Source organism: Ottowia sp. VDI28 (assembly GCF_049532675.1).
Taxonomy (GTDB): Bacteria; Pseudomonadota; Gammaproteobacteria; order Burkholderiales; family Burkholderiaceae_C; genus Ottowia.
Window position 1 is genome coordinate 1,806,507 of sequence record NZ_CP149820.1, and the last position, 24,823, is coordinate 1,831,329.

Annotated in this window: 33 protein-coding genes and 2 tRNA genes; 27 read left to right on the plus strand and 8 right to left on the minus strand. The window is 61.4% G+C overall.

Features of this window, described 5'->3' with window-relative positions; genetic code table 11:
* Window positions 1-32 precede the first annotated feature (32 nt).
* Window positions 33-920, plus strand: a complete 888-nt coding sequence (gene galU, locus WJU18_RS08525; protein ID WP_423459662.1) for a UTP--glucose-1-phosphate uridylyltransferase GalU — start codon at window positions 33-35, stop codon at window positions 918-920.
* A 9-nt stretch (window positions 921-929) separates the two neighbouring features.
* On the opposite strand, the gene WJU18_RS08530 is transcribed toward galU, so the two are convergent.
* From WJU18_RS08530 to cysM, 3 genes are read right to left on the minus strand one after another with little or no spacing between them, the layout of a single operon-like run.
* Window positions 930-1,157, minus strand: a complete 228-nt coding sequence (locus WJU18_RS08530) for a sulfurtransferase TusA family protein (RefSeq protein WP_423459663.1) — start codon at window positions 1,155-1,157, stop codon at window positions 930-932.
* Between the two features lie 8 nt (window positions 1,158-1,165).
* Window positions 1,166-1,729 (minus strand): NUDIX domain-containing protein, encoded by a 564-nt coding sequence (locus WJU18_RS08535; RefSeq protein WP_423459664.1) that lies wholly within the window; start codon window positions 1,727-1,729, stop codon window positions 1,166-1,168.
* 60 nt (window positions 1,730-1,789) lie between these two features.
* Window positions 1,790-2,692, minus strand: a complete 903-nt coding sequence (gene cysM / locus WJU18_RS08540) for a cysteine synthase CysM (protein ID WP_423459665.1) — start codon at window positions 2,690-2,692, stop codon at window positions 1,790-1,792.
* A 36-nt stretch (window positions 2,693-2,728) separates the two neighbouring features.
* Here cysM and WJU18_RS08545 point away from each other — a divergent pair.
* Window positions 2,729-2,813, plus strand: a tRNA-Leu gene (locus tag WJU18_RS08545).
* Window positions 2,814-2,870: 57 nt separating this feature from the next.
* Here WJU18_RS08545 and map read toward each other — a convergent pair.
* From map to WJU18_RS08560, 3 genes are all read right to left on the minus strand, one after another.
* Window positions 2,871-3,638 carry a type I methionyl aminopeptidase gene (gene map / locus WJU18_RS08550; RefSeq protein ID WP_423459666.1) on the minus strand — a complete coding sequence of 256 codons (768 nt, stop codon included), beginning with the start codon at window positions 3,636-3,638 and terminating at the stop codon, window positions 2,871-2,873.
* The gene (locus tag WJU18_RS08555; RefSeq protein ID WP_423459667.1) at window positions 3,635-3,847 is read right to left on the minus strand and encodes a ParD-like family protein; all 213 of its coding nucleotides are present in this window, start codon (window positions 3,845-3,847) and stop codon (window positions 3,635-3,637) included. The genes map and WJU18_RS08555 overlap by 4 nt, the downstream gene beginning before the upstream one ends.
* A gap of 127 nt (window positions 3,848-3,974) precedes the next feature.
* A complete protein-coding gene (locus WJU18_RS08560; protein WP_423459668.1) occupies window positions 3,975-4,730 on the minus strand; it encodes a sulfite exporter TauE/SafE family protein in 756 nt (251 codons plus the stop codon).
* Between the two features lie 150 nt (window positions 4,731-4,880).
* Here WJU18_RS08560 and WJU18_RS08565 point away from each other — a divergent pair, with 150 nt between their 5' ends.
* The 24 genes from WJU18_RS08565 (at window position 4,881) to WJU18_RS08680 (ending at window position 21,023) form a co-directional block, all read left to right on the plus strand.
* Entirely contained in the window at window positions 4,881-5,858 is a 978-nt protein-coding gene (locus tag WJU18_RS08565; protein WP_423459669.1) for a LysR family transcriptional regulator, read from the plus strand.
* 25 nt (window positions 5,859-5,883) lie between these two features.
* Window positions 5,884-7,413: a glycerol kinase GlpK gene (gene glpK, locus WJU18_RS08570; protein ID WP_423459670.1), complete on the plus strand. Its 1,530-nt coding sequence runs from the start codon at window positions 5,884-5,886 to the stop codon at window positions 7,411-7,413.
* A 163-nt stretch (window positions 7,414-7,576) separates the two neighbouring features.
* A complete protein-coding gene (locus WJU18_RS08575; RefSeq protein ID WP_423459671.1) occupies window positions 7,577-9,199 on the plus strand; it encodes an FAD-dependent oxidoreductase in 1,623 nt (540 codons plus the stop codon).
* Between the two features lie 180 nt (window positions 9,200-9,379).
* Window positions 9,380-9,748, plus strand: a complete 369-nt coding sequence (gene rplN / locus WJU18_RS08580; protein WP_423459672.1) for a 50S ribosomal protein L14 — start codon at window positions 9,380-9,382, stop codon at window positions 9,746-9,748.
* Between the two features lie 13 nt (window positions 9,749-9,761).
* The gene (gene rplX, locus WJU18_RS08585; RefSeq protein ID WP_423459673.1) at window positions 9,762-10,082 is read left to right on the plus strand and encodes a 50S ribosomal protein L24; all 321 of its coding nucleotides are present in this window, start codon (window positions 9,762-9,764) and stop codon (window positions 10,080-10,082) included.
* A gap of 12 nt (window positions 10,083-10,094) precedes the next feature.
* Window positions 10,095-10,634, plus strand: coding sequence for a 50S ribosomal protein L5 (rplE, locus tag WJU18_RS08590; protein ID WP_423459674.1), 540 nt, complete (start codon window positions 10,095-10,097; stop codon window positions 10,632-10,634).
* A gap of 11 nt (window positions 10,635-10,645) precedes the next feature.
* A complete protein-coding gene (gene rpsN / locus WJU18_RS08595) occupies window positions 10,646-10,951 on the plus strand; it encodes a 30S ribosomal protein S14 (protein ID WP_423459675.1) in 306 nt (101 codons plus the stop codon).
* Between the two features lie 18 nt (window positions 10,952-10,969).
* Window positions 10,970-11,365 (plus strand): 30S ribosomal protein S8, encoded by a 396-nt coding sequence (rpsH, locus tag WJU18_RS08600; RefSeq protein ID WP_423459676.1) that lies wholly within the window; start codon window positions 10,970-10,972, stop codon window positions 11,363-11,365.
* A gap of 12 nt (window positions 11,366-11,377) precedes the next feature.
* Window positions 11,378-11,911, plus strand: a complete 534-nt coding sequence (rplF, locus tag WJU18_RS08605) for a 50S ribosomal protein L6 (protein ID WP_423459677.1) — start codon at window positions 11,378-11,380, stop codon at window positions 11,909-11,911.
* A gap of 4 nt (window positions 11,912-11,915) precedes the next feature.
* Window positions 11,916-12,287, plus strand: a complete 372-nt coding sequence (rplR, locus tag WJU18_RS08610; protein WP_423460964.1) for a 50S ribosomal protein L18 — start codon at window positions 11,916-11,918, stop codon at window positions 12,285-12,287.
* A 17-nt stretch (window positions 12,288-12,304) separates the two neighbouring features.
* A complete protein-coding gene (rpsE, locus tag WJU18_RS08615; protein WP_423459678.1) occupies window positions 12,305-12,826 on the plus strand; it encodes a 30S ribosomal protein S5 in 522 nt (173 codons plus the stop codon).
* A 14-nt stretch (window positions 12,827-12,840) separates the two neighbouring features.
* Window positions 12,841-13,026: a 50S ribosomal protein L30 gene (gene rpmD / locus WJU18_RS08620; protein WP_423459679.1), complete on the plus strand. Its 186-nt coding sequence runs from the start codon at window positions 12,841-12,843 to the stop codon at window positions 13,024-13,026.
* Between the two features lie 13 nt (window positions 13,027-13,039).
* Entirely contained in the window at window positions 13,040-13,483 is a 444-nt protein-coding gene (gene rplO, locus WJU18_RS08625; protein ID WP_423459680.1) for a 50S ribosomal protein L15, read from the plus strand.
* A 25-nt stretch (window positions 13,484-13,508) separates the two neighbouring features.
* A complete protein-coding gene (gene secY, locus WJU18_RS08630; protein WP_423459681.1) occupies window positions 13,509-14,822 on the plus strand; it encodes a preprotein translocase subunit SecY in 1,314 nt (437 codons plus the stop codon).
* Window positions 14,823-14,831: 9 nt separating this feature from the next.
* Window positions 14,832-15,050, plus strand: coding sequence for a translation initiation factor IF-1 (gene infA, locus WJU18_RS08635; protein WP_423459682.1), 219 nt, complete (start codon window positions 14,832-14,834; stop codon window positions 15,048-15,050).
* Window positions 15,051-15,084: 34 nt separating this feature from the next.
* Window positions 15,085-15,198, plus strand: coding sequence for a 50S ribosomal protein L36 (gene rpmJ / locus WJU18_RS08640; protein ID WP_423459683.1), 114 nt, complete (start codon window positions 15,085-15,087; stop codon window positions 15,196-15,198).
* Window positions 15,199-15,230: 32 nt separating this feature from the next.
* On the plus strand, window positions 15,231-15,596 hold the full coding sequence (gene rpsM, locus WJU18_RS08645; protein ID WP_423459684.1) for a 30S ribosomal protein S13: 366 nt from the start codon (window positions 15,231-15,233) through the stop codon (window positions 15,594-15,596).
* A gap of 25 nt (window positions 15,597-15,621) precedes the next feature.
* Entirely contained in the window at window positions 15,622-16,026 is a 405-nt protein-coding gene (rpsK, locus tag WJU18_RS08650; RefSeq protein WP_416926167.1) for a 30S ribosomal protein S11, read from the plus strand.
* A 166-nt stretch (window positions 16,027-16,192) separates the two neighbouring features.
* Window positions 16,193-16,816: a 30S ribosomal protein S4 gene (gene rpsD / locus WJU18_RS08655; RefSeq protein WP_423459685.1), complete on the plus strand. Its 624-nt coding sequence runs from the start codon at window positions 16,193-16,195 to the stop codon at window positions 16,814-16,816.
* 110 nt (window positions 16,817-16,926) lie between these two features.
* Window positions 16,927-17,919 carry a DNA-directed RNA polymerase subunit alpha gene (locus WJU18_RS08660; RefSeq protein WP_423459686.1) on the plus strand — a complete coding sequence of 331 codons (993 nt, stop codon included), beginning with the start codon at window positions 16,927-16,929 and terminating at the stop codon, window positions 17,917-17,919.
* Window positions 17,920-18,128: 209 nt separating this feature from the next.
* Window positions 18,129-18,518, plus strand: coding sequence for a 50S ribosomal protein L17 (rplQ, locus tag WJU18_RS08665; RefSeq protein WP_423459687.1), 390 nt, complete (start codon window positions 18,129-18,131; stop codon window positions 18,516-18,518).
* Between the two features lie 25 nt (window positions 18,519-18,543).
* Window positions 18,544-18,620: transfer RNA gene (locus tag WJU18_RS08670), tRNA-Met, on the plus strand.
* Window positions 18,621-18,819: 199 nt separating this feature from the next.
* Window positions 18,820-19,842, plus strand: coding sequence for a carbon-nitrogen hydrolase family protein (locus WJU18_RS08675; protein ID WP_423459688.1), 1,023 nt, complete (start codon window positions 18,820-18,822; stop codon window positions 19,840-19,842).
* A gap of 137 nt (window positions 19,843-19,979) precedes the next feature.
* On the plus strand, window positions 19,980-21,023 hold the full coding sequence (locus tag WJU18_RS08680) for a helix-turn-helix domain-containing protein (protein WP_423459689.1): 1,044 nt from the start codon (window positions 19,980-19,982) through the stop codon (window positions 21,021-21,023).
* Here the strand turns inward: WJU18_RS08680 and WJU18_RS08685 are convergent.
* Both WJU18_RS08685 and WJU18_RS08690 read right to left on the minus strand, forming a co-directional pair.
* Window positions 20,983-21,447, minus strand: a complete 465-nt coding sequence (locus tag WJU18_RS08685) for a hypothetical protein (RefSeq protein WP_423459690.1) — start codon at window positions 21,445-21,447, stop codon at window positions 20,983-20,985. The genes WJU18_RS08680 and WJU18_RS08685 overlap by 41 nt on opposite strands.
* Window positions 21,444-23,501 (minus strand): ATP-dependent helicase, encoded by a 2,058-nt coding sequence (locus tag WJU18_RS08690; protein WP_423459691.1) that lies wholly within the window; start codon window positions 23,499-23,501, stop codon window positions 21,444-21,446. The genes WJU18_RS08685 and WJU18_RS08690 overlap by 4 nt, the downstream gene beginning before the upstream one ends.
* A gap of 340 nt (window positions 23,502-23,841) precedes the next feature.
* Here WJU18_RS08690 and WJU18_RS08695 point away from each other — a divergent pair, with 340 nt between their 5' ends.
* Window positions 23,842-24,810, plus strand: a complete 969-nt coding sequence (locus tag WJU18_RS08695; protein ID WP_423460965.1) for an AEC family transporter — start codon at window positions 23,842-23,844, stop codon at window positions 24,808-24,810.
* Window positions 24,811-24,823: the final 13 nt, after the last annotated feature.

The window sequence follows — 24,823 nt, forward strand, 5'->3', positions numbered from 1 at the left end:
CTGATCGACAACTCTCACCATCTATCCACAGCATGTCATCCGCCAGCCAAGTCACTACCGCCGTCTTTCCCGTCGCAGGGCTGGGCACGCGCTTTCTTCCTGCTACCAAGGCCAGCCCGAAGGAAATGCTGCCGATCGTCGACAAGCCTCTGATCCAGTACGCAGTGGAAGAGGCTTATGCGGCTGGCGTGCGCCACATGGTGTTCGTCACCGGGCGCAGCAAGCGCGCCATTGAAGATCATTTCGATACTGCTTACGAGCTCGAAAGCGAATTGGAAGCGGCCGGCAAAGCCGAGTTGCTGTCTGTGGTGCGCGCAGTGCAGCCCGACGACATGGATTGCACCTATGTGCGCCAGGCGCGCTCCCTGGGCCTCGGCCATGCTGTGCTGTGCGCCGCGCATATCGTGGGCCAGCAACCGTTTGCCGTGCTGCTGGCCGATGACTTGATGGTAGGGCCGCCAGGCGGCCCAGCGGTGCTCACGCAGATGGTGCAAGCCTTCGGCGCGCTGGGCCGTTCGGTGCTGGCCGTGCAGGAAGTACCCGAAGACCAGGTGCGCCGTTACGGCATCGTGGCCGGGCAGACTGCGGGCGAGCGTCTGATCAGCATCGATCGCATCGTCGAGAAGCCGGCGCCGAGCGAGGCGCCTTCACGCATGGGTGTGGCTGGGCGCTACATTCTCACGCCGCGCATCTTCGACGAAATCCGCAACCAGACGCCAGGCGCGGGCGGTGAAATCCAACTGACCGACGCCATCGCGCGCCTGATGGCCCAGGAGCGCGTCTACGCCTTCCAATATGATGGAAAGCGCTATGACTGTGGTAGCAAGGAAGGCTTTCTGCAGGCCACGGTGGAACTGGCCCTGCAGCACCCGCAGATGGGTGCCGGGTTCCGCGAATACCTCAAGGCGCTCGAACTCTGAGCGCCAAGCTCAACGCCGCCGCAGCACGTGGATGAATTCGTCACCCACGGTCTGCTGCTCCACCAGTTCATTGCCGGTTTGCTTGGAAAACGCCTGAAAATCGCGCACCGAGCCGGCGTCCGTGCACAGCACTTTCAGCAACTGGCCACTCTGCAGTTCGGCCAGTGCTTTCTTGGCTTTGAGAATCGGCAACGGGCAATTCAGGCCGCGTGCGTCTACTTCCTTGTCGATGTCCATGGCTGATGCTAACTCTTCAGTGCCTCATCGAGGCCGCGCCGGCGTTCCGCGTTTTCCTCCGGCGTGAAGAAGACGGGCTCATGCCCGCGCGAACGCAGCCAGTCGGCCAGGGCATAGCCGGTACCCGCGGGCCAGCATCGCAGATCTGCCAGATCGTAGAGCTTGTAGTCGGCCAGTTCCGGAGAAAGGCGTACTTCGCCCTCTGCTTGCACGTGATAGGCAATGATCACCTGGTTCATGCGCAGGAACTCGTAGGCGCCGACCAACTGTGTGCTGAGCACATCCAAGTTGGTTTCTTCCTTGACTTCGCGCGCAATCCCTTCCTGGGGAGATTCACCTGCTTCCATGAAGCCGGTGATCAACGCGAACATCTTGCCCGGCCAGGCCGCGTTGCGCGCGAGCAGCACTTTGCCGCCAATCTCCACGATGGCGGCGAGCACGGGGGTCGGATTATTCCAATGCGTGAAGTTGCAGGCCGGACAGCGCAGGCGCGCCTGGGGCCCGCCATCTTCGTCCAGCGTGATCATCTCCAGCGGTGTGGCGCATTGAGGGCAAAAATTCCAGTGGGTCATGCTGTGTCTGCGTGGGTCAAGGGCAAATGGCTGCGGCTGCCAGGGTGGCCAGCGCGGGCCTCAAGCAGGAAATACCCCGGTGGAGAGATAGCGGTCTCCGCGATCGCAAACCACGAACACCACCGTGGCATTCTGCTCGCGCGCGGCAATCTGCTGTGCAACCCAAGCTGCACCGCCGGAGGAAATACCGCCAAAAATGCCTTCCTCCCGCGCCATGCGCCGGGCCATGTCCTCGGCGTTAGACTGCGTCACCGGAAACTCCTCATCGACCACGCTCGCGTCGTAGATCTTGGGCATGTATTCCTCGGGCCACTTGCGGATGCCGGGAATCCTGGAGCCCTCGGCAGGTTGCGCGCCGATCACGTGCACCTTGGGGTTCTTTTCTTTCAGGAAGCGCGAAACGCCGGTGATGGTGCCGGTGGTACCCATCGCGCTGACGAAATGCGTGATGCGGCCGCCTGTCTGCTCCCAGATCTCGGGGCCCGTGGTTTCGTAGTGGATGCGAGGGTTGTCCGGATTGGCGAACTGGTCAAGAACCACCCCCTTGCCTTGCAGCACCATCTTGTCGGCCAGATCGCGCGCGTACTCCATGCCGCCGGAGCGCGGCGTCAGGATCAGCTCGGCGCCGAAGGCCTTCATGGTCTGCGCGCGCTCCACGGAAAGGTCTTCCGGCATGATCAGCACCATGCGATAGCCCTTGATAGCCGCCGCCATGGCCAGCGCAATGCCGGTATTGCCCGAAGTCGCCTCGATCAGCGTGTCCCCCGGCTTGATATCGCCGCGCTCTTCGGCACGCCGAATCATGGAAAGGGCAGGCCGGTCCTTCACGGAGCCGGCTGGATTGTTGCCCTCCAACTTGGCCAGAACCACGTTGCCTCGTGCGGAATTGTCTTGCGCACCAATACGTTGCAGCCGTACCAGCGGGGTGCGCCCCACCGCATCTTCGATCGTCTGATAGTTCATGGTTCGCACTGTGCCATAATTTCATCTTCCCCCTCTGCCCGGGTGGTGAAATTGGTAGACGCGCCGGACTCAAAATCCGGTTCCGAAAGGAGTGTCGGTTCGATTCCGACCCCGGGCACCAAATTGAAAAGCCGCATGCTCTTGTTGGAGCATGCGGCTTTTGTTTTGGGGTAGCTCCTCAACTGAGCGGTTTCTCTCCAGGGCGCAAGGTCAAGACCCGCACTCCGTGGCGCGTCACGGCTACCGTATGCTCGAACTGCGCGGACAGCTTTCCGTCTTTCGTGACGACTGTCCAGCCGTCGTCCTCGGTCTGAACGGCATGGCGGCCCTGGTTGATCATCGGCTCGATGGTGAACACCATGCCTTCCCGCAATTCCAGGCCGGTGCGTGGTCTGCCCCAGTGCAGCACCTGGGGCTCCTCGTGCATTTCCCGCCCAATGCCATGCCCGCAATACTCCCTCACGACCGAGTAGCCGTTGCGCCGGGCATGGCGCTCAATGGCATGGCCCACATCGCCAAGCCGGGCGCCGGGGCGGACCGCCCTGATGCCTTTCCACATAGCTTCCTGGGTCACTTGCACGAGGCGCCGGGCCATTGGTGAAACCTCGCCCACGAGATAGGTTTTGCTGGAGTCCGCGATGAATCCATTTTTTTCCAGCGTGATATCGAAGTTCACGATATCTCCGCTCTGCAGGATTTCCGATGAGGACGGAACGCCATGGCAGACGACATGATTGCGGGAGGAGTTCAATGCGTAGGCGTACCCGTATTGCCCCTTGCTCGCCGGGCGCGCATCGAGCTCGTTGACGATGAAGCTCTCGGCCAGATCATTGACCTGCATGGTGGACATGCCCACGAGGTTCAACAGATCCAGATGAGCGAACACGCTTGCCAGCAGTTGGCCCGATTCGGCCATCAATGCAATTTCTTCAGGCCGCTTGGTCATGTCGCTAATGCCCCGGCGGGCTGGGCTTCCAAGCCGGCAGCCCGGAGTTCCCGGCCGACGATCTCATTGAATGTCAGCGTCGGATTCATCTCGCACAGCATGCCGATCTTGATCCAGAAGGCGGCCTGCGCATTGATGGACCGGCACGCGACCGAACTGGCCTTGCGCAATTGGTCGTGCAGATCGTCGTCGATGTTCACAATGCCCATATGATGTTGAGTATACGAAACGTATATTGATCATATAGTGACAGCCAAGTCATTGCTTTCTTGTGGGTATTGAGGCTTTGACGCTTGGAAGCGTTCGGAAGTGTCCTTTTTTGTGGCGCGCCGGAATTCAGGCGGATCGCGCCAGAAGCTGTGGCACGGCGTTCGCCAGCAGCGTCAATCCCGAGACGGTCAGCAAACCCAGCACGATCTGGCGAAACCGGGCTTCACTGATGCCGATGTAGAGCCGCGTACCGAGCAGGGTGGGCACCAGCATGGCGGGCGCCACGGTGGCGAACAGCGGCAGCATGTCGCGCGTCACGATGCCGGTGGCCAGGTACGTCCCCATGGTGACCATCAGCATGGACAAATTGAAGTTCTGGATCACCGCGCGCTGAATGTCCTTGGGATAGCCGCGCAGCGCGCACCACAGTGTGGGCACGGTTCCTGTGAATCCCCCAATGCCACCAAGCACGCCCCCTGCCAGCCCCACGACGCCGTCCGCCACCCGGCCACCGGCTGTGATCTTCGGCAAGCGGCTGGACAGCAGCATGACCGGGCACCACAGCACCAGCACGCCGCCGAATATGGCTTTGAACCAGGTCATTTCCAGGTGCGGAAGCAGCATCACACCGATTGGAATGCCCACCAGGCCGCCCAGGATGAACGGCAGCAACAAAGGGAGATTGAAGCCGCGCCGCATGGAAATGGCGCCAAGGATCTGTCCCGTCAGCCCGCCGAAGATGGTCAGCGAAGCCGCCAATCGGGGCTCCAGCACCCAGGCCCAGAGAGACATGGCCACCATGCCGAATGCGAAGCCGGAAAGCCCTTGTACGAAACCTGCGACCACCGCCCCCAGGGCGACCACGATAAACACCGAATCCATCAAACCTCCTTCAGGCAGATCCCTGACTTCTTGGAGCGTGGACACGTTCTTGGATGCGCCGGGAATGTGCGGGGAATTTTGGATCTATGCCATAAGCAGAATATCGTATATTTTTATCATTCCATATCAATTTACTTATGCGTCGCTGCCATGTCTGATTTGTCTGCGCTTTCCAATGCGGCGCCGCCGCTTGCCCGGCGCATGGTGGCGCGCCTGCGGATGAAGCACCTGGCGCTGCTGTTGGCCATCAAGCAAAATCGCTCACTCACGCGGGTGGCTGAACAGTTGGCCACCAGTCAGCCGGCTGTGACGCAAGCTCTGGCGGAATTGGAGAGCCTGTTTGGCGCGCCGTTGTTCTCGCGGTCGGCGCGGGGCATGACGCCCACGGCACTGGGCGAATTGGTTCTGTCTCGCGCGCAGACCATGCTGGCGGATCTTGATCATTGGGCGCTGGATGTCGAAGCCGTCGCTTATGAGCGGTCTGCCCACCTGCATGTGGGTGTGATTCCGTTTCTGCAGGGGCGTATGCTGGCTCGGGCGATTGCCCGGGCCCAGCAGCGCGGCCGCCGGATTTCCGTGACACTGCACGAAGACACCAGCGACCGCCTGCTGGCCCGATTGCGGGCCCACGAACTGGATTGCGTCATTGGCCGGGTCTCGGCCGTTCTGGACATGGCGGGTCTGCGCCACGAAGTGCTGTATCAGCAGGAGCCTCGCCTGGTGGCGCACAGGCGCCTGGCGGCCCGGCTGGAGCGCAAGCCCTTGCAGTGGGCCGAATTGACCGAGCTCGACTGGATTCTGGGCGCGCGCCAGACTCCGATGCGCGAGCAGATCACGGATTTTTTTCTCAGGGCAGGTGCCACGCCTCCTCAGCCCTATGTCGAAAGCTTGTCCGCCAAGATCATCGGAGAGTTGGTCGCCGCCAACGAGCGGGCGGTTTCCATCGTGCCGGCGGATATCGCTGAAGAACTGGTGCGGATTGCGGGTGTTGGCATCGTGCGCCATCGCTTCAGCTGGACGCTGCCGCCTCTCACCCTGTTCGAGCGCAAGAGCGGAGCGATGCATGAGGAGCAGCGGTTGTTCGCGCAGGCGTTGAGGGATGTTTGCGCCGAACTGACAGCTGCATAGAAAACGTTCCGCTTGGAGTACGCTAATGACCATGAACTATCTGCTCGCGCTAGATCAAGGCACTACCAGCTCCCGCGCTATCGCGTTTGACCGCCGGGGCCGTGTCGCCGCCTTGGCTCAGCAGGAGTTCACGCAACATTTTCCGAAGCCGGGCTGGGTCGAGCATGATGCGCAGGAAATCTGGTCCACCCAGCTTGGTGTGGCACGCGAATGCCTGCGGATGCTGGCGGAGCAACGGGGCACAGCCAGAAGTTCCATCCGGATCCGGGCGATCGGTATCACCAACCAGCGGGAAACCACCGTGCTGTGGGAGCGGGCCACGGGGAGGCCATTGGCGCCGGCCATTGTCTGGCAGGACCGCCGTACCACGGCCCGTTGCGAAGCTTTACGCCGCGCCGGCAAGGCGGGTTTCATCCAGCGCAAGACCGGTCTGGTGCCGGACGCCTATTTCTCCGGCACCAAGCTTGAATGGCTGCTCGATCAGGTACCCGGCGCGCGTGCGCGCGCTGAAGCTGGTGAACTGGCCTTCGGTACGGTCGATAGCTGGTTGATCTGGAATCTGACGGGCGGCCAGGTGCACGCCACCGATGCCAGCAATGCTTCGCGCACCCTGCTGATGAACATCCATACCCAGGATTGGGACGATGAGCTGCTGCGTCTTTTCAACATTCCCCGGGCTGTGCTGCCGAGCATCGTGCCCTCCAGCGGCGTGTTGGGAGAAACGCAGCCCGGGTTGCTGGGAGCCCCGATTCCCATAGCCGGCGTGGCTGGCGACCAGCAGGCAGCCACGTTCGGTCAAGCTTGTTTTACCCCGGGCATGGCCAAGAATACTTACGGTACAGGCTGCTTCATGCTCATGAACACCGGAAGTGTGGCCGTGGCCAGCCGCAATCGCTTGCTGACCACCATAGGCTGGCAGGGCCCGGCGGAAGAGGGCGGTCGTCGTACGGCCTATTGCCTGGAAGGGTCGGTCTTCATGGCGGGCGCCACTATCCAGTGGCTCAGAGACAGTCTGCAGATCATCGAGCGCGCCGCCGATGTCGAAGCCTTGGCCGCCAGCGTGGCGGACACTGGCGATGTATTTCTGGTACCTGCCTTTGCCGGCCTGGGTGCGCCGGATTGGGACGGCCGCGCGCGTGGCACCCTGGTGGGGCTTACCCGCGGCACCACGCGAGCCCACATCGCGCGGGCCGCATTGGAGGCGATCGCGTTGCAGTCTGCCGACCTGTTTGGCGCCATGACCCGGGATGCGGGCATTGCGTTGACCGAGCTGCGGGTTGACGGTGGCGCCAGCCGGAACGATCTGCTGATGCAGATGCAGGCCGATTTCCTCGGCGTGCCGGTGGTGCGCCCTCGTGTGACCGAGACCACGGCCTTGGGGGTGGCCTACCTGGCAGGCTTGGCGGTGGGCCTATGGGCCGATGGTGCAGCCATCGCCAAGCAGTGGTCGGTCGACCGGCGCTTCGAGCCGCGCCTGACAGAACCCGCGCGGCGTGCGCAACTGACTCGTTGGCGCGAAGCCGTAGCCCGCTCGACATGTTGGGCTCCTCCCTGATTGGGGGCTTCCCCTGAGTCGCTTACGCGCCTTCCCCCTCCGGGGGACGCAGCCAGCGGCCTGGCGAAGCCAGCTCCGCGGCTGCCCCTGAATGGCCTGCTCTGCAGCCCTCTGATTCTTTTTCTGCGATACAACGATAGATAAACTGCTTCAGAATCAGCTTATGACCGCTGCTCCGCTACCCACACACCGCGAAGACTTGCTGGCGCGCCTGGCTGAGCCGAAAAAATACGATCTGGTGGTGGTAGGCGGTGGTGCCACGGGCCTGGGTGTGGCGCTGGACGCGGTGCTGCGCGGCTACTCCGTGGCGCTTGTCGAGGCGCATGACTTCGCCAAGGGAACCTCCTCGCGTGCGACCAAGCTGGTGCATGGCGGGGTGCGGTACCTGGCGCAGGGCGATATCCATCTGGTGCGCGAGGCCCTGCACGAGCGCGTGAATATCCTGCACAGCGCCCCGCATCTGGCGCAGCCGCTTCCGTTCGTGATGCCATCCTACAAACTGTGGGAAACCCCGTTCTACGGCATCGGCCTGAAAGTCTATGACGCCCTGGCAGGCAAAGCCGGCCTGGGACGTACCCAATGGCTGACCGCCGGGCAGACGCTGCGCCTTCTGCCTGGAGCCCAGCCGCGCGGGCTGAAGGGGGGTGTCAAGTATTGGGACGGCCAGTTCGACGATGCCCGGCTGGCGTTGGCGATCGGGCGTACGGCGGCGCTGCACGGTGCACTGCTCGTCAACTATTGCCCCGCCGTTGGCTTGCTTCATGAGGGCGGCCGGGTGGCTGGCATCACTTGCCGCGACGCCGAGACCAGCCGGGAATTCACTCTGAACGCGCGTTGCGTGGTCAATGCCACCGGTGTCTGGGTGGATGCGCTGCGGCAGGAGGACGCCCGCGCGCTTGGGCGGCCCGCCAGCGCCATCGTGGCGCCAAGCCAGGGCGTGCATCTGGTAGTGGATCAAACCTTTTCGCCGGGCGCGCATGCCTTGCTGGTGCCCAGTACTGCTGACGGCCGGGTCCTGTTTGCCGTGCCCTGGCTTGGCAAGCTGATCCTGGGCACGACCGATACGCCCCGGGAGGACGTTCCGCTGGAGCCTTTGCCTTTCGAGCAGGAAATCGATTTCATCTTGCGTGAAGCCGGCCACTACCTGCGCCGCGCACCCACGCGAGCCGACATCCTGAGCCGCTGGGTCGGTCTTCGCCCCCTGGTGAGGCCGGCAAACGAAGGTGGAGCACCAACCCGGGCGTTGAGCCGCGAACACACTGTGCTGGTTTCTGGCGCTGGGCTGGTGACCGTCACTGGCGGCAAATGGACCACTTACCGGGCCATGGCCGAGGATGTGCTGGCTCAATGCGTTGCCAACAGCCTGTTGCCCGGGCGCGGAAAGGCTGGCACTGCCGGACTTCGGCTTGTCGGGGCGCCGGCGGTAGGGGCTGGCGCCATCTCCGTGAGTGCCGAACCAGGCCTGCATCTCTATGGCAGTGAGGCAGGGGATGTATCGATGTTGCCTGGGAGCAACACTGTACTGGCCCCTGGACTCAGCGAGGCCATGGTACGCTTCGCCGCCCGCTACGAATATGCGCGCTCGGTGGAGGATGTGTTGGCAAGGCGGTCGCGCCAGCTCTTTCTCAATGCCACCGAAGCCGCGAGCGCCGCGCCTGCGGTGGCGCAGATCCTGTCCGAGGAACTCGGCCCCAAGGCCGGCACCACCTCGGCGCAACCGTCTTATTCCCCTGGGCTGGCTGAATTTCAAGCCTTGGCCGCGCAATACGGCGCGAGACAGAATTGAATAGCAAAAGAGGTGTTGACAAGTTAGCTACTTGCCGACACAATAGAGAGCTTCGCCCAAATTGGGCTTAGAGAATCTGCCCCAAAGCGCAGCATCTGGAAGTGGTTTTTTCAGGCGCGGCGACGGGCCCAAGACTGATCCGGCAGCTCCCTGCGCTGGGTACAAGTTGGGAAATTTGAAATGATCCAGACTGAATCTCGACTAGAGGTTGCCGATAACACCGGCGCCAAGTCCGTCCTTTGCATCAAGGTGCTGGGCGGTTCCAAGCGTCGCTACGCAAGCGTCGGCGACATCATCAAAGTAAGCATCAAGGAAGCTGCTCCGCGCGGCCGCGTCAAAAAAGGCGAGGTATACAGCGCTGTGGTGGTTCGTACTGCCAAGGGCATTCGCCGTGGCGACGGCTCCCTGATCAAGTTCGACGGCAATGCCGCCGTGCTGCTCAATGCCAAGCTGGAGCCTATCGGCACCCGCATCTTCGGCCCGGTGACGCGTGAACTGCGTAGCGAGCGTTTCATGAAGATCGTGTCCCTGGCTCCTGAAGTCCTGTAAGGAAAGACGCATCATGAACAAGATTCGCAAGGGCGACGAAGTGATCGTGCTGGCTGGGCGCGACAAAGGCAAGCGCGGCACCGTGACGCTGCGCGCCGATGAAGATCACCTGGTTGTCGAAGGCGTCAACCTCGTCAAGAAGCACGCCAAGCCGAACCCCATGAAGGGTGTGACTGGTGGCATCGTCGAGAAGGCCATGCCGATCCATCAATCCAATGTGGCGATCTTCAACAAGACCACTGGCAAAGCTGACCGCGTGGGCATCAAGCTGCAGGCTGACGGCAAGCGCGTGCGCGTGTTCAAGTCCAGCGGCGACGAAATCAAGGTGGCCTGAGGGTAGAAAATCATGGCACGACTGCAACAACATTATCGTGAAAACGTGGCGCCCGAACTGATGAAGAAGTTCGGCTACAAGTCGCCAATGGAGGTGCCGCGCATCACCAAGATCACACTCAACATGGGTGTGAGCGAGGCAGTGGCGGACAAGAAGGTCATGGACAACGCCGTGGCCGATCTCACCAAGATCGCCGGCCAGAAGCCGGTGGTGACCAAGGCCAAGAAAGCTATCGCCGGTTTCAAGATCCGCGAAGGCCAGGCTATCGGCACCATGGTGACGCTGCGCGGCGTGCGCATGTACGAATTCCTGGACCGCTTCGTGACCGTGGCTTTGCCGCGTGTGCGTGACTTCCGCGGTATTTCCGGGCGCTCGTTCGATGGCCGCGGCAACTACAACGTTGGCGTCAAAGAGCAGATCATTTTCCCTGAGATCGAATATGACAAGGTCGATGCCTTGCGCGGTCTCAACATCAGCATCACGACAACGGCCAAGAACGACGAAGAGTGCAAGGCGCTGCTCTCGGCTTTCCGTTTCCCGTTCAAGAACTGAAGGTAACGCAAGTGGCTAAAGTAGCTTTGATCGAACGCGAACTCAAGCGTGAAAAACTGGTGGCCAAGTACGCCAAGAAGCACGCCGAGTTGAAGGCCATTGCAGGCGATGCCAAGCGCAGCGACGATGAGCGCGCGCAGGCCCGCCTCGCGCTGCAGAAATTGCCGCGTAATGCCAACCCCACGCGCCAGCGCAACCGTTGCGAAATCACCGGTCGTCCGCGCGGTACTTTCCGTCAGTTCGGCCTTGGCCGCGCGAAGATTCGCGAAATGGCGTTCGCCGGTGACATTCCCGGCGTCATCAAGGCCAGCTGGTAAGTCGGCAGGAGAAACAAGATGAGCATGAGTGATCCCATTGCCGATCTGCTGACCCGCATCCGCAACGCGCAGATGGTGGCCAAGCAGACCGTGTCCGTGCCTTCTTCCAAGGTGAAGGTGGCTATTGCCCAAGTGCTGAAGGACGAAGGTTATATCGATGGTTTCGAGGTCAAGAGCGAAGGCGGCAAGTCCGAGCTCGAAATTGCCCTCAAGTACTACGCCGGCCGTCCGGTGATCGAGCGCATCGAGCGCGTCAGCCGCCCTGGCCTGCGTGTTTACAAAGGCCGCGGCAACCTGCCCCAGGTGATGAACGGCCTGGGCGTGGCGATCGTGACCACGCCCAAGGGTGTGATGACCGATCGCAAGGCGCGCGCTACCGGTGTCGGCGGCGAAGTGCTGTGCTACGTGGCATAAGGAGAATCTGAGATGTCACGTATCGCCAAAATGACCGTCGCCGTCCCCGCGGGCGTGGATGTGTCCATCAAGGAAGAACTGATCACCGTCAAGGGTGGCGGCGCTGAGCTCAAGCTGGTGCCGAATGCCCTGGTGAAAGTGTCCTCCCAGGATGGCAAGCTGTCCTTCGCTCCGGTGAACGAATCCCGCGAAGCCAACGCCATGAGCGGCACCATGCGCCAGCTCGTCAACAACATGGTGGTTGGTGTGAGCAAAGGCTTCGAGAAGAAGCTGACTCTGGTCGGCGTGGGTTTCCGCGCTCAGGCCAGCGGCAGCAAGCTGAACCTGTCGATTGGTTTCTCGCACCCCGTGAACTTCGATATGCCTGCTGGCATCACGGTGGCTACCCCGGCTCCGACCGAGATCATCGTCAAGGGCGCTGACCGTCAGCGCGTTGGCCAGATCGCGGCTGAGATCCGTGCGGCACGTCCTCCTGAGCCCTACAAGGGCAAAGGCATCCGTTATGCGGATGAGAAGGTCGTGATCAAGGAAACCAAGAAGAAATAAGGACCTGCATCATGTTGAGCAAAAAGAGCAGCGTCTTCGTCGTGCACGTCAGACGCGTATCCGCATCGCCAATCAAGGCGTGGCTCGCCTGACGGTGAACCGCACCAATCTGCACATCTACGCCACCGTCATCTCCGACGACGGCACCAAGGTGCTGGCTACTGCCTCCACCGCCGAAGGCGAAATGCGCAAGGCCCTGGGTGGCTCAGGCAAGGGTGGCAATGCCGCTGCTGCCGAACAAGTCGGCAAGCGTATTGCCGAACGCGCCAAGGCCGCCGGTGTAGAGAAGGTGGCATTCGATCGTGCGGGCTTCGCCTATCACGGCCGCGTCAAGGCTTTGGCCGAAGCCGCGCGTGAAGCAGGTCTGCAGTTCTAATCGGGCAGGGCAAAGAAATGGCTACTAAGTTTCAGGCAAGAGCGCAAGGTGACGGTCCGGAGGACGGCCTGCGCGAGAAGATGATCGCGGTGAACCGCGTGACCAAGGTCGTCAAGGGCGGCCGTATTCTGGGCTTCGCCGCGCTGACCGTGGTGGGCGATGGCGACGGCCGTGTGGGCATGGGCAAGGGCAAATCCAAGGAAGTGCCCGTCGCCGTGCAAAAGGCGATGGAAGAAGCTCGCCGCAACCTGGCCAAGGTGTCCCTCAAGGACGGCACCATCCATCACAAAGTCACGGGTCATCATGGCGCCGCTGTCGTGATGATGGCTCCCGCTCCTCGCGGTACCGGCATCATTGCCGGCGGCCCGATGCGCGCGGTGTTCGAAGTGGTCGGTATCACTGACATCGTGGCCAAGAGCCATGGCACCTCGAATCCCTACAACATGGTGCGTGCCACCCTGGACGCGCTGAAGAACTGCACCACCCCGGCTGAAATCGCGGCCAAGCGTGGCAAGTCGGTCGAAGAAATCTTCGCCTGATCTGGAGCACAAACATGGCAACGCCACAGAAAACCGTTAAGGTCCAATTGGTTCGCAGCCCCATCGGTTGCAAGGAATCGCACCGCGCCACCGTGCGTGGCCTGGGCCTGCGCAAGCTCAACAGCGTGCGCGAACTCGAAGACACGCCCGCTGTGCGCGGGATGATCAACAAGATCGACTACCTGGTCAAAATCGTTTGAAGAGGATCCGGTGATGGAACTCAATAGCATCAAGCCCGCAGACGGCTCCAAGCGCCCTCGCCGGCGCGTGGGTCGCGGCATCGGCTCCGGCCTGGGCAAGACCGCAGGCCGTGGTCACAAAGGTCAAAAATCGCGTTCGGGCGGCTACCACAAGGTCGGCTTCGAAGGCGGTCAAATGCCTTTGCAGCGCCGTCTGCCCAAGCGTGGTTTCAAATCCCGCACACTGAAATACAACGCGGAAGTGACGCTGTCTGATCTGGAGCGTTTGGTGGCGCAATCTGGCGCTGCTGATCTGGACATGCTCGCGCTCAAGCAAGCAGGTCTGGTCGACGAACTGACCAAGGTCGTCAAAGTGATCAAATCGGGCGAATTGACCAAAGCGGTCAAGCTGACCGGTATTGGCGCGACGGCTGGTGCCAAGGCGGCCATCGAGTCCGCCGGCGGCTCGCTGGCTTGATCCCTTTCTTGAAAGTATTCAAGTAGTGGCCTCCAGCGCACCGCAAATAGCAAAAACCGGCAAGTACGGCGACTTGCGTCGCCGGCTGGTGTTTTTGCTACTCGCGTTGGTCGTTTACCGGCTTGGCGCGCACATTCCTGTGCCCGGCATCAACCCTGATCAGCTGCGTCAGCTGTTCGAGGGCCAGCAGGGCGGAATCCTGAACCTGTTCAACATGTTCTCGGGCGGCGCGCTCTCGCGCTTCACCGTGTTTGCCCTTGGCATCATGCCTTACATCTCGGCTTCGATCGTGATGCAGCTGATGACCTACGTGATGCCTGCTTTTGAGCAGCTCAAGAAGGAAGGGCAATCCGGCCAGCGCAAGATCACGCAGTACACGCGTTACGGCACGCTGGGCTTGGCGATTTTCCAATCGCTGGGTATCGCGGTGGCGCTGGAAGCATCCCAAGGCCTGGTTATCAACCCCGGGTTTGGTTTCCGCATGACGGCTGTGGTCAGCCTGACGGCTGGCACCATGTTCCTGATGTGGTTGGGCGAGCAGATTACCGAGCGCGGACTTGGCAACGGCATCTCGATCCTCATCTTCGCCGGTATCGCCGCTGGCCTGCCGAACGCCATTGGCGGTCTGTTGGAGCTGGTGCGTACAGGTGCAATGAGCATCATCGTAGCCCTGTTCATCGTGATTCTGGTGGCGCTGGTAACCTACTTCGTGGTGTTTGTCGAGCGCGGTCAGCGCAAGATCCTGGTCAACTATGCGCGGCGGCAGGTGGGGAACAAGGTGTACGGTGGTCAATCGTCGCATCTTCCGCTCAAGCTGAACATGGCTGGCGTGATCCCTCCGATCTTCGCTTCGTCGATCATCTTGCTGCCGGCCACCGTGGTGGGTTGGTTCAGCGCTGGTGACTCGATGCGTTGGTTGAAGGATATCGCCGCAACGTTGACACCCGGTCAACCGATCTACGTGATGCTGTACGCATCCGCGATCATCTTCTTCTGCTTTTTCTATACTGCGTTGGTTTTCAACAGCAGGGAAACGGCGGACAACCTGAAGAAGAGCGGGGCGTTCATTCCGGGTATCCGCCCGGGTGACCAGACAGCCAGGTACATCGACAAGATCCTGGTCCGGCTGACGCTGGCAGGTGCGATCTACATCACGTTGGTCTGCTTGCTGCCCGAGTTCCTGATCTTGCGCTACAACGTGCCGTTCTATTTTGGCGGTACCTCGTTGCTGATCATCGTGGTGGTCACCATGGACTTCATGGCCCAGGTGCAGAACTACATGATGTCGCAGCAGTATGAATCGTTATTGAAGAAAGCCAATTTCAAGACAACGCTGTAAAAACGTGTCATGGCCAAGGATGACGTGATTCAGATGCAGGGTGAGGTTCTGGAGAACCTTCCCAATGCCACATTCCGGGTCAAGCTGGAAAATGGGCATGTTGTACTGGGTTACATATCCGGAAAGATGCGGATGCACTACATCCGGATCCTCCCTGGCGACAAGGTCACTGTCGAAATGACGCCATATGACCTGACCCGTGCACGCATTGTGTTCCGCGCCAAGTAGGCACGAATGGATTGAAGAGTTTTAGGAGAATGAAATGAGAGTTTCAGCTTCGGTCAAGAAAATTTGCCGTAACTGCAAAATCATCCGCCGCAACGGCGTGGTTCGCGTGATCTGTTCTGATCCGCGCCACAAGCAGCGTCAAGGTTGATGCTGCCCAACAGAATCGTCAGAGGATAGAACATGGCACGTATTGCTGGTATCAACATTCCGCCGCACAAGCATACCGAAATCGGCTTGACGGCAATCTATGGCATCGGCCGCCAACGCGCACGCGATATTTGCGAAGCCTGCGGCATTCCTTTCTCCAAGAAGGTCAAAGATCTGACCGACGGGGATCAGGAAAAAATTCGCGACCAGATTGCCAAGTTCATCATCGAGGGCGATCTCCGCCGTGAAACCACGATGAACATCAAGCGTTTGATGGACATCGGCTGCTATCGCGGCTTCCGTCATCGCCGCGGTCTGCCTATGCGCGGCCAGCGTACGCGTACCAACGCCCGCACCCGCAAGGGTCCGCGCAAGGCAGCGCAGTCGCTGAAGAAATAAGCTCAAGGATTGAAGAAGGTTCCACATGGCCAAATCACCCGCCAGTAACGCCGCTCAGCGTGTACGCAAGAAAGTCCGTAAGAACATTTCGGACGGCATTGCACACGTGCACGCATCGTTCAACAACACCATCATCACGATCACCGACCGTCAAGGCAACGCGCTGTCCTGGGCGTCGTCGGGTGGCCAGGGCTTCAAAGGCTCTCGCAAATCCACGCCTTTCGCTGCGCAGGTGGCGTCCGAGGTGGCGGGTCGCGCTGCTATCGAGCAGGGCATCAAGAACCTGGACGTCGAGATCAAAGGCCCGGGTCCAGGCCGTGAATCGTCGGTGCGCGCTCTGGCTGCGCTCGGCATTCGCATCACCTCGATCTCCGACGTGACTCCGGTGCCGCACAACGGCTGCCGTCCGCAGAAGCGCCGCCGTATCTGACTCCGCAGCTCCTGCGGATATCGACCCATCGGCTTCTGTAGCTGCTCTTGCAGCGGTAGCAGCCGATCTTTAAACCAAGCCCACCGCCGCGCCTCGATCGAGTCGCGGCTCCCACGGATCAACGATGTCCCGTTGACTGTGGCAGATGAAGCAAAAGGAAGTTCAAGTGGCACGTTATCTCGGCCCCAAGGCCAAACTTTCCCGCCGTGAAGGCACCGACCTGTTCCTGAAGAGCGCACGCCGTTCCATCAGCGACAAGGCCAAGTTCGACTCCAAGCCTGGCCAACACGGCCGCACCTCCGGCCAGCGTACGTCGGACTACGGCCTGCAACTGCGTGAAAAGCAGAAGGTCAAGCGCATGTACGGCGTGCTCGAAAAGCAATTCCGCCGCTACTTCGAAGAAGCCGATCGCCGCCGCGGCAACACCGGTGCCAACCTGCTGTTCCTGCTGGAGTCGCGTCTGGACAACGTCGTCTACCGCATGGGCTTCGGTTCGACCCGTGCTGAAGCGCGCCAACTGGTCTCCCACAAGGCTGTGACCGTGAACGGCAAGCCGGTCAACATTCCTTCATACATGGTCAAGACTGGCGACGTCGTGGCTGTGCGCGAGAAATCGAAGAAGCAGACCCGTGTGCAGGAAGCTCTGCAACTGGCAGGCCAGGTGGGCATGCCGGGCTGGGTCGAGGTCAATGTTGACAAAGTTGAAGGCACCTTCAAGAAAGTGCCTGATCGCGACGAGTTTGGCGCAGACATCAATGAATCACTGATCGTCGAACTTTATTCGCGCTGATTCTTGCGGTTTTAGTCCACCCTTGTTCCAACCCGCCGTCCTGGCGGGTTTGGTGCTTCACCAGCCTTACCGGTGTAACGAGCCGGGGGTATTGAGAGGAAGTCTAGAGAATGCAAACCCAACTGCTGAAACCCAAAGCCATCAACGTCGAGCCCTTGGGCGCCAACAAAGCCAAGGTCACGCTCGAGCCCTTCGAGCGCGGCTACGGCCATACGCTGGGCAACGCGCTGCGGCGTGTGCTGCTGTCGTCGATGGTCGGCTATTCGCCCACCGAAGTGACGATCGCCGGCGTGCTGCACGAGTACTCCACCATCGACGGCGTCCAGGAAGACGTGGTCAACATCCTGCTCAACCTGAAGGGCGTGGTGTTCAAGCTGCACAACCGCGATGAAGTCACGCTGAGCCTGCGCAAGGAAGGCGAGGGCGTAGTCACCGCCGCCGACATCCAGACTCCGCATGATGTCGAGATCGTCAACCCCGAGCACGTCATTGCCACCCTGTCACAAGGCGGCAAGCTGGATATGCAGATCAAGGTCGAGAAGGGCCGCGGTTATGTGCCCGGCACCATGCGCCGCTATGCCGACGAGACGACCAAGTCGATCGGCCGCATTGTGCTCGACGCTTCGTTCTCGCCCGTCAAGCGCGTGAGCTACACCGTCGACAGCGCTCGTGTGGAGCAGCGTACCGACTTGGACAAGCTGGTGGTCGAGATCGAGACCAACGGTGCGATCACCGCTGAAGACGCCGTGCGCGCCTCGGCCAAGATCCTGGTGGAACAGCTTGCTGTGTTCGCGCAGCTGGAAGGCAGCGAACTGGCCGCCTTCGACCAGCCTGCCCAACGTGGCGGCAGCGAGCGCTTCGACCCGATCCTGCTGCGCCCTGTGGACGAGCTGGAACTGACGGTGCGTTCGGCCAACTGCCTGAAGGCCGAGAACATCTACTACATCGGCGATCTGATCCAGCGTACCGAGAACGAGCTGCTGAAGACCCCCAACCTGGGCCGCAAGTCGCTCAACGAGATCAAGGAAGTGCTCGCTTCGCGCGGTCTGACGCTCGGCATGAAGCTCGAAAACTGGCCACCCTCCGGCTTGGACAAGCGCTGATGCATCCGGAGGGCTCTGCAGACCTGATGCAGGCCCTCCATTTTCCTTGAACGTGCTTGATTGAGCGTTTTCGAGGTAGAATCTCAGGTTCTTCGGAAAGTGATGCCCGGGCTTTAATGGCTATGTTTAGCGGGCACACATACATAGTGCAGGGGCCGTACCTGATCCGGCGGCTCTTAAATAAGGTAATTTAGAAAAGGAAAAGCACCATGCGTCACGGCAACGGCCTTCGCAAACTCAACCGTACCAGCGCCCATCGCCAAGCGATGCTGCGCAACATGATGAACTCGCTCATCGAGCACGAGGCCATCAAGACCACGCTGCCCAAGGCCAAGGAACTGCGCCGCGTGATCGAACCCATGATCACCCTGGCCAAGGAAGCCACGGTGGCCAACAAGCGCCTGGCTTTTGCTCGTCTGCGTGACGACGCCAGCGTGGCCAAGCTGTTCTCCGATCTGGGCCCGCGCTTCAAGGCACGTCCGGGCGGCTACACGCGCATCCTGAAGATGGGCTTCCGCGTGGGCGACAACGCGCCTATGGCTTTCGTCGAATTGGTCGATCGCCCAGAAATTTCTTCGGAAGAAGAGCAAAAAGCCTGAAAATAGGTTATACTTCTTAGCTTACCGCGCGATGGAGCAGTCTGGTAGCTCGTTGGGCTCATAACCCAAAGGTCGGAGGTTCAAATCCTTCTCGCGCAACCAAATTAAAAACCCCGCTGATGAAAGTCAGCGGGGTTTTTTGTTGGGGCGCTTACAAAGGGAATAAAGGTTTTTTTGCTCCTCTGGCTTATGCGAGGAATAGTCAATTCCCGCGTGAGTCCTGGACAAGACGGGGGCTGTGGGGTGTCGCAACATCGGGACATAAAAGACAGAGTTCCTACAGCCCATCCAGGAGATCCTCATGCCCGCTCTTCAGCACCCCAAGATCCGTGTAGCCGCCGTGCAGGCAGCGCCGGCGTTTCTCGATCTTGATGCCAGCATCGACAAGACGATTTCGATCATGGAGGATGCCGCCAAGAAGGGTGTCCAATTCGTCGCTTTCCCTGAAACCTGGATACCGGGATACCCCTGGTGGATCTGGGTGTCCGCCCCAGCATTGGGCATGCAGTTCGTGCAGCGTTATTTCGACAATTCCCTGTCGCTGGATTCCGCAGAATTCCTGAAGCTGCGCGATGCTGCCAAGAGGCTGGGGATCTGGCTGGCGCTCGGCTACAGCGAGCGATCTGGCGGAAGCCTCTACATGGGGCAGGCGCTCATCGACGATCATGGCGAGGTTCAACTGACCCGCAGGAAACTGCGCCCCACGCATGTGGAGCGCTCTGTCTTTGGCGATGGCGACGGTAGCGATCTGACGGTGGTGCCGACGGCGGTAGGCCGTGTCGGCATGCTCAACTGCTGGGAGCATCTGCAGCCCTTGAGCAAATACGCGATGTACGCTCAGAACGAGCAGATTCACGTGGCGGCCTGGCCCAGCTTCTCGGTCTACCGTGGCGGCGCGCACGCGCTCGGCGCTGAAGTCAACAACGCCGCCAGCCGGATCTACGCGGTCGAAGGCGGCACCTTCGTGATTGCGCCTTGCGCCACGGTGTCTGCCGAGATGCAGAAGACGCTGTGCACCGACGACCAGCAGCGCCAGTTTCTTCTGCAAGGTGGCGGCTTTGCGCGTATCTACGCGCCCGACGGATCGGAGATGGGGGAGTGCCTCGAAGAGACGGAAGAGGGCCTGGTGGTCGCGGATATCGATCTTGCGGCCATTCCTCTGGCCAAGGCGGCGGCGGACCCCGCAGGCCACTATGCCCGGCCCGACGTGACCCGGCTCCTGCTGAACAAGGCACCCGGCGATCGCGTGGTGTCCAGAATGCCTGAGGAGTTCGGCTATCGCGAGGTCAAGGTGGAGCAGCCTGCCGAACAGGCGCCTGAATAACACGGTATTGCAGGCGCATGCTGTAGCCAGGACAGTGCGGCCCCAGCTCTTGACGGCAGCTCACTCGGCTCATTTAATGCGCTTTGCATGACCGGTTGTGCGCGTGTCTGCGTACTGGGAGTGCGAGGAGAGCCGCCGTGAAACAGCTCCTGTCAACTGCCCTGGTGAATTCGCGTGAGCGGGTCGCTTTCTGGGTGGACATGATCTGCTCGACGTATGTGCATCTGGATTGCGATCCGAAGCGGGCGGGGCCCCGTGGATTCGAGGGTTCCATAGAGCGCCATCCCCTGGATAGCCTGGAAATGTCGGTCATCCGTTCGCAACCGCAGACGGTGGTCCGCACGCCCGCGGCCATTGCGCGCGATACCGAGGATTGCTTCCTGGTGGCCACGCAGAGCATCGGGCACGGCTACGTCGAGCAGGATGGCCGCGAGACGCTGATGGAGCCGGGGGATTTTTCCATCTATCACAGCGCGCGTCCCTACACGCTCCGGTTCGGCGGAGCTTTCGAGGAAATCATTCTCAAGGTCCCCGGCGATGCGCTCCGGAGGGTCATGCCGGAGGTGGAGTCTTTCACGGCCGTGAAGGTGTCTGGTGACAGCGGCCCCGGCCGCCTCCTCGCAGGGATGCTGCATGCGCTGAGGCGCGACACCGATTGTCTTCCCGCGCCGGCCGCACGGAGCGTGAGCGAGACGCTGGTCAGCCTGGTCGCTGCCGGCTTGCAGGGAGGCGCCGAGGGGCCGCGCGTGGAGCAGACGGCGCTGCAGTCCTACCATCTGGAGCGGATTCGCCGATGCATCGAGGACAATCTGCATGATCCCGATCTGACCATGGAAATGGTGGCCCGCCGGTTGAGCATGTCCATTGGGCATCTGCACCGTCTCTTTGCCGCCGAACCCATGACACCAGCCCAGTTCCTGCTGGGCCGCCGCTTGGCGCATTGCAGCCGCGATCTGCTCGATCCCCGCTGGGTGATGCGGCCTGTGTCGGAAATCGGCTTCCGATGGGGGTTCAACGATGCCGCTCATTTCAGCCGTGCCTTTCGGCAGCATTTTGGGCTTCCCCGCGCGAATGGCGAATGCGCGCGCTCAGGCGGCGCGATTTGCAAAGTTAATCAGGTTGCAGGACACACCTGCAGAGCTACCAGCCCGCTTCACGCCGCAGCACGAACGGGCTGCTGATGTTCTTGGCCAGGTCATGCCATTCGCCGCGGATTTCCTTGCCGCAGGAGCTTTCGACAAGCTTGCCTGTCCAGGTGGCGGTGAGACTGACTTTGTCGCTGGATTCGTCGAGGTTCAGTTCGCCTTCCTCCAGGTCGCCCGATGCAATGGATTTTGTAGCGCCATAGCTGAGTTCGCCGCGCAGGCTCTCGGTGAACTCGGGATGTTGGCGGAGCATCAAGCGGCCGGTTTGGCCGGTGGCGCCGAGTTCAATCTTCCAGGCGCCATAGAGCTGTGGCGCCTGGAATGACTTCGTCGGCGGGCATGTCGGCGCGGCGCTGGGCTTGGATGCATCCTGCGCAAGGGCAGGGAAGGTCAGGACCACCGCGGCCAACGCCATGACGATGATGCTGAAAGCAGATCGGTACGGGAGAGCGTGTTTCATGTCTTGGTGGACGCCTGTGCAGCTTGGTCGGCGGCTTTGCGGGCAAACTCGGCGCGCAGGGCCTTGAGTTTTTCACGCGGGTCTTCGCGTGCGGTGGATTGATCAAGCGCCATCTCGGCGATGAAGCGGCTGGGTTGCGCGGCCACGATCTCCCGGCCCTTCTTGCGCCGGCGTGTCCAACTGACCGCCAGGGTTTGCCGGGCGCGGGTGATTCCCACGTACATCAGGCGTCGTTCTTCCTCGATGCGGGCGGCGACGGCGTCGGCCGGGGTGTCGTCGGTACGGAAAGGAAGCAAGCCTTCGTTCACGCCCGCCAGCACCACGTGCGGCCACTCCAGGCCCTTCGAGGCGTGTAGGGTGGAAAGGGTGACCATGTTCGGATCCTGCTCGCGCTCGCTCAAGGTGGAGATCAGCGAGATGGTTTGCGCTACCTCCAGCAGGCTCTTGCGCTCGGTGTTCGATGTGGCGCCCGTGGCGTCTTCGATCTGGCCGCCGCAGCGGCCGGCCATCCAGTCGCAGAATTCCAGCACGTTGCCCCAGCGTGAGGCGGCGAGCTTTTCGCTTTCCTCCGAGGCCAGCAGGTGTTTTTCGTAGTCGATCTCTTTCAGCCAGTCCATCAGGAAGGCCTTGGCGGCCTCTTCCCCCGTGGTATGGCGGGCGCGGTGCTGAAGATCGTTCACGAAACGCCCGAACTCGTGCAGGCTGCCGACGGCACGCGTAGAGAGCACACCTTCGAGCGAGTTCGAGAATAGGGCACCAAACAGGCTCAATCGGTATTTACTCGCGAGCTCGCCCAGTTGCGCCAGCGTCTGGTGGCCGATGCCGCGTTTGGGGGTGGTGATCGCGCGCAGGAACGCGGGGTCGTCGTCCTCGTTGATCCACAGGCGAAACCACGCGCAGAGATCCTTGATCTCGGCACGATCGAAAAAGCTTTGACCGCCTGAGACCTTGTAGGGAATCTGCGCTCGCCGGAGCGCTTGCTCGAATACCCTGGCCTGGTGGTTGGCGCGGTACAGAATGGCGAAGTCACGCCATTCCTTCTGCGCGGAGGTGGCGTGCAGCGTCAGGATGCGCGCCGCTGCGCGGTCGGCCTCGTGGACTTCGTGGTCGCAATCGATCACGCGCACCGGCTCGCCTTCGCCCAACTCGGAAAAAAGCCGCTTGGGGAACAGCTTGGGGTTGGGGCCGATGACGTTGTTGGCGGCCCGGAGGATGGCGCTGGTGGAGCGGTAGTTCTGCTCCAGCTTGATGACCTTCAGGCTCGGAAAATCGACCGGCAGCCGCTTGAGGTTGTCCAGGGTGGCGCCGCGCCAGCCATAGATGCTCTGGTCGTCGTCGCCCACGGCGGTGAAGTTGCCAGCGCTTCCCACCAGGAGCTTCATCAGCTCGTACTGCGTGGCGTTCGTGTCCTGGTACTCGTCCACCAGAACGTGGCCCAGGCGTGTTTGCCACTTTTCGGCGACTTCGGGGTGCTCCCGGAGCATGCGCAGGGGCAATCCGATCAAGTCGTCGAAATCAACGCCCTGGTACGCGGAGAGACGCTCGTGATAGTGCACCATCAGCCGCGCCGTTTCGCGGTCGCCTTCGTGGGTGGCCTGTGCCAGCGCCTGCTCCGGCGAGAGCCCTTCGTTTTTCCAGTGGCTGATGGTCCATTGCCACTGGCGGGCAGTGGCGGCATCGGTGGTGGTGCCGCAGTCTTTCAGAAGGCTCAGGCATTCGTCGCTGTCGAGAATGCTGAATTGCGGCTTCAAGCCCATGACCGCGCCGTCTTCACGCAAAAGCCGCACCCCCAGGGCGTGGAAGGTGCAGATCAGCACCTCGCCAGCAGCCTTGCCGATGAGCCCGCGCGCGCGCTCGCGCATTTCGGTGGCAGCCTTGTTGGTGAAGGTGATGGCCGCCACGCGGCGGGGTTCCAGGCCGGTCTGGATCAGCCTGGCGATTTTCTGCGTGATGACACGGGTTTTGCCCGAACCGGCGCCGGCCAGCACCAGGCAGGGTCCGCGCAGGTGGTTCACGGCGTCTAGCTGGGCGAGATTGAGGCGATCGGAGGACATGCGAGGAAAACAGGGCCCGTACCGGGCCTTAGAACACGCTCTTGGAGGGGCCTGTGCCATCTGTGGGCACGGCGAAAGCGAAAATGGATCCAGCGCCGATCATAACGAGTGCGATTTACGCTAGGGATGCTCTGCACAAATCGAACGGTAAGCGGGCGCTGCGGATCGGGATGGGCTGCAAGGCGCAAACCGCAGTGATACCGGGCGGTATCGCGAGGATTTGCGCGGCCGGCCTAGGCAACGCGGCAGAGCGCCCGAGTCCGCAGATGCACGCGGCGATTTATTTGTGCAGAGCATCCCTAGGGCTGGAGGCCTTATTGCCGACGACATCATGAGTACCTTGGTTCATATTTTCACTGTCACGCTTCCGTTTTTCGCCTTGGTGCTCTGCGGTTATGTCGCGGCGCGTTCACGCTTGCTGCCGCTCGACGCCGTACCGGGGTTGAACATGTTCGTGCTGTACTTCGCGCTGCCCTGCATGCTCTACCGCATCGGCAGTGCCACGCCGCTGGAGCAGATGTTTGATCCGGTGGTGGGCTTGCTCTGGTTCGTGGCGGCGCTTCTGATCGTGGCGCTGACGGCCTGGTTGGCGCGACGGCGCGGCGCCGGATGGCCAGATGCCGCCATGGGGGCTCTGGTCGCAGCGTTTCCGAACTCCGGTTTCATGGGAGTGCCGCTGATCCTGGCTTTGCTGGGGGAGCGCAGCGTGGGTTTCGTGATGTCCACCATGCTGATCGACATGGCGGTGACCACATCGCTTTGCATCGGCCTGTCTCAATGGGGGGCGGCGGGCGAGCATGGCGCATCACGCGCCATGGGAAATGCGCTCAAAGGTGTTCTGCGCAACCCCATGCCCTGGGCCATCCTGTTGGGCGCACTGGCCAGCGCCACCAGCTTCGCGCTCTGGAGCCCGGTGCTGCAGACGGTGACATTGCTGGGCAACTCAGCCTCTCCCGTGGCTTTGTTTGCCATTGGTGCGGTGTTGGCGCGCTCACAGATGCTGGACAAGCTGGGGCAAAGCCACGCCAAAGCGCCGAGCGGGGACATCGGTTGGGTGGCGGGATGCAAGCTGGTGCTGCACCCCTTACTCATATGGGGGTTCGGCAGCCTGGCGCTGAAGGCCGGAGTGCTCAGTCACGCGGCCTTGGTGCCGCTGATATTGACGGCTGCGCTGCCCAGCGCCAGCAATGTATCTTTGCTGGCTGAGCGTTTCGGGGCTGACAACGGGCGCATTGCCCGCATCATCCTATGGTCGACTTGCGCCGCATTCATTTCGTTTTCAGCCGTCGCGGGGCTGTATGCGAAATAAATGCGGTAAGGAT

Coding starts and splice junctions, on each gene's coding strand:
- rplX (WP_423459673.1), top strand. CDS start 9,762: ATGAACAAGATTCGCAAGGGCGACGAAGTGATCGTGCTGGCTGGGCGC.
- map (WP_423459666.1), bottom strand. CDS start 3,638: ATGACCAAGCGGCCTGAAGAAATTGCATTGATGGCCGAATCGGGCCAA.
- galU (WP_423459662.1), top strand. CDS start 33: ATGTCATCCGCCAGCCAAGTCACTACCGCCGTCTTTCCCGTCGCAGGG.
- WJU18_RS08565 (WP_423459669.1), top strand. CDS start 4,881: ATGTCTGATTTGTCTGCGCTTTCCAATGCGGCGCCGCCGCTTGCCCGG.
- rpmD (WP_423459679.1), top strand. CDS start 12,841: ATGGCAACGCCACAGAAAACCGTTAAGGTCCAATTGGTTCGCAGCCCC.
- WJU18_RS08575 (WP_423459671.1), top strand. CDS start 7,577: ATGACCGCTGCTCCGCTACCCACACACCGCGAAGACTTGCTGGCGCGC.
- rpsK (WP_416926167.1), top strand. CDS start 15,622: ATGGCCAAATCACCCGCCAGTAACGCCGCTCAGCGTGTACGCAAGAAA.
- rplQ (WP_423459687.1), top strand. CDS start 18,129: ATGCGTCACGGCAACGGCCTTCGCAAACTCAACCGTACCAGCGCCCAT.
- rpmJ (WP_423459683.1), top strand. CDS start 15,085: ATGAGAGTTTCAGCTTCGGTCAAGAAAATTTGCCGTAACTGCAAAATC.
- WJU18_RS08535 (WP_423459664.1), bottom strand. CDS start 1,729: ATGACCCACTGGAATTTTTGCCCTCAATGCGCCACACCGCTGGAGATG.
- rpsM (WP_423459684.1), top strand. CDS start 15,231: ATGGCACGTATTGCTGGTATCAACATTCCGCCGCACAAGCATACCGAA.
- WJU18_RS08690 (WP_423459691.1), bottom strand. CDS start 23,501: ATGTCCTCCGATCGCCTCAATCTCGCCCAGCTAGACGCCGTGAACCAC.
- WJU18_RS08675 (WP_423459688.1), top strand. CDS start 18,820: ATGCCCGCTCTTCAGCACCCCAAGATCCGTGTAGCCGCCGTGCAGGCA.
- WJU18_RS08530 (WP_423459663.1), bottom strand. CDS start 1,157: ATGGACATCGACAAGGAAGTAGACGCACGCGGCCTGAATTGCCCGTTG.
- cysM (WP_423459665.1), bottom strand. CDS start 2,692: ATGAACTATCAGACGATCGAAGATGCGGTGGGGCGCACCCCGCTGGTA.
- rplN (WP_423459672.1), top strand. CDS start 9,380: ATGATCCAGACTGAATCTCGACTAGAGGTTGCCGATAACACCGGCGCC.
- rpsH (WP_423459676.1), top strand. CDS start 10,970: ATGAGCATGAGTGATCCCATTGCCGATCTGCTGACCCGCATCCGCAAC.
- WJU18_RS08685 (WP_423459690.1), bottom strand. CDS start 21,447: ATGAAACACGCTCTCCCGTACCGATCTGCTTTCAGCATCATCGTCATG.
- glpK (WP_423459670.1), top strand. CDS start 5,884: ATGACCATGAACTATCTGCTCGCGCTAGATCAAGGCACTACCAGCTCC.
- rpsE (WP_423459678.1), top strand. CDS start 12,305: ATGGCTACTAAGTTTCAGGCAAGAGCGCAAGGTGACGGTCCGGAGGAC.
- rplF (WP_423459677.1), top strand. CDS start 11,378: ATGTCACGTATCGCCAAAATGACCGTCGCCGTCCCCGCGGGCGTGGAT.
- WJU18_RS08660 (WP_423459686.1), top strand. CDS start 16,927: ATGCAAACCCAACTGCTGAAACCCAAAGCCATCAACGTCGAGCCCTTG.
- rplO (WP_423459680.1), top strand. CDS start 13,040: ATGGAACTCAATAGCATCAAGCCCGCAGACGGCTCCAAGCGCCCTCGC.
- WJU18_RS08555 (WP_423459667.1), bottom strand. CDS start 3,847: ATGGGCATTGTGAACATCGACGACGATCTGCACGACCAATTGCGCAAG.
- infA (WP_423459682.1), top strand. CDS start 14,832: ATGGCCAAGGATGACGTGATTCAGATGCAGGGTGAGGTTCTGGAGAAC.
- rplE (WP_423459674.1), top strand. CDS start 10,095: ATGGCACGACTGCAACAACATTATCGTGAAAACGTGGCGCCCGAACTG.
- WJU18_RS08560 (WP_423459668.1), bottom strand. CDS start 4,730: ATGGATTCGGTGTTTATCGTGGTCGCCCTGGGGGCGGTGGTCGCAGGT.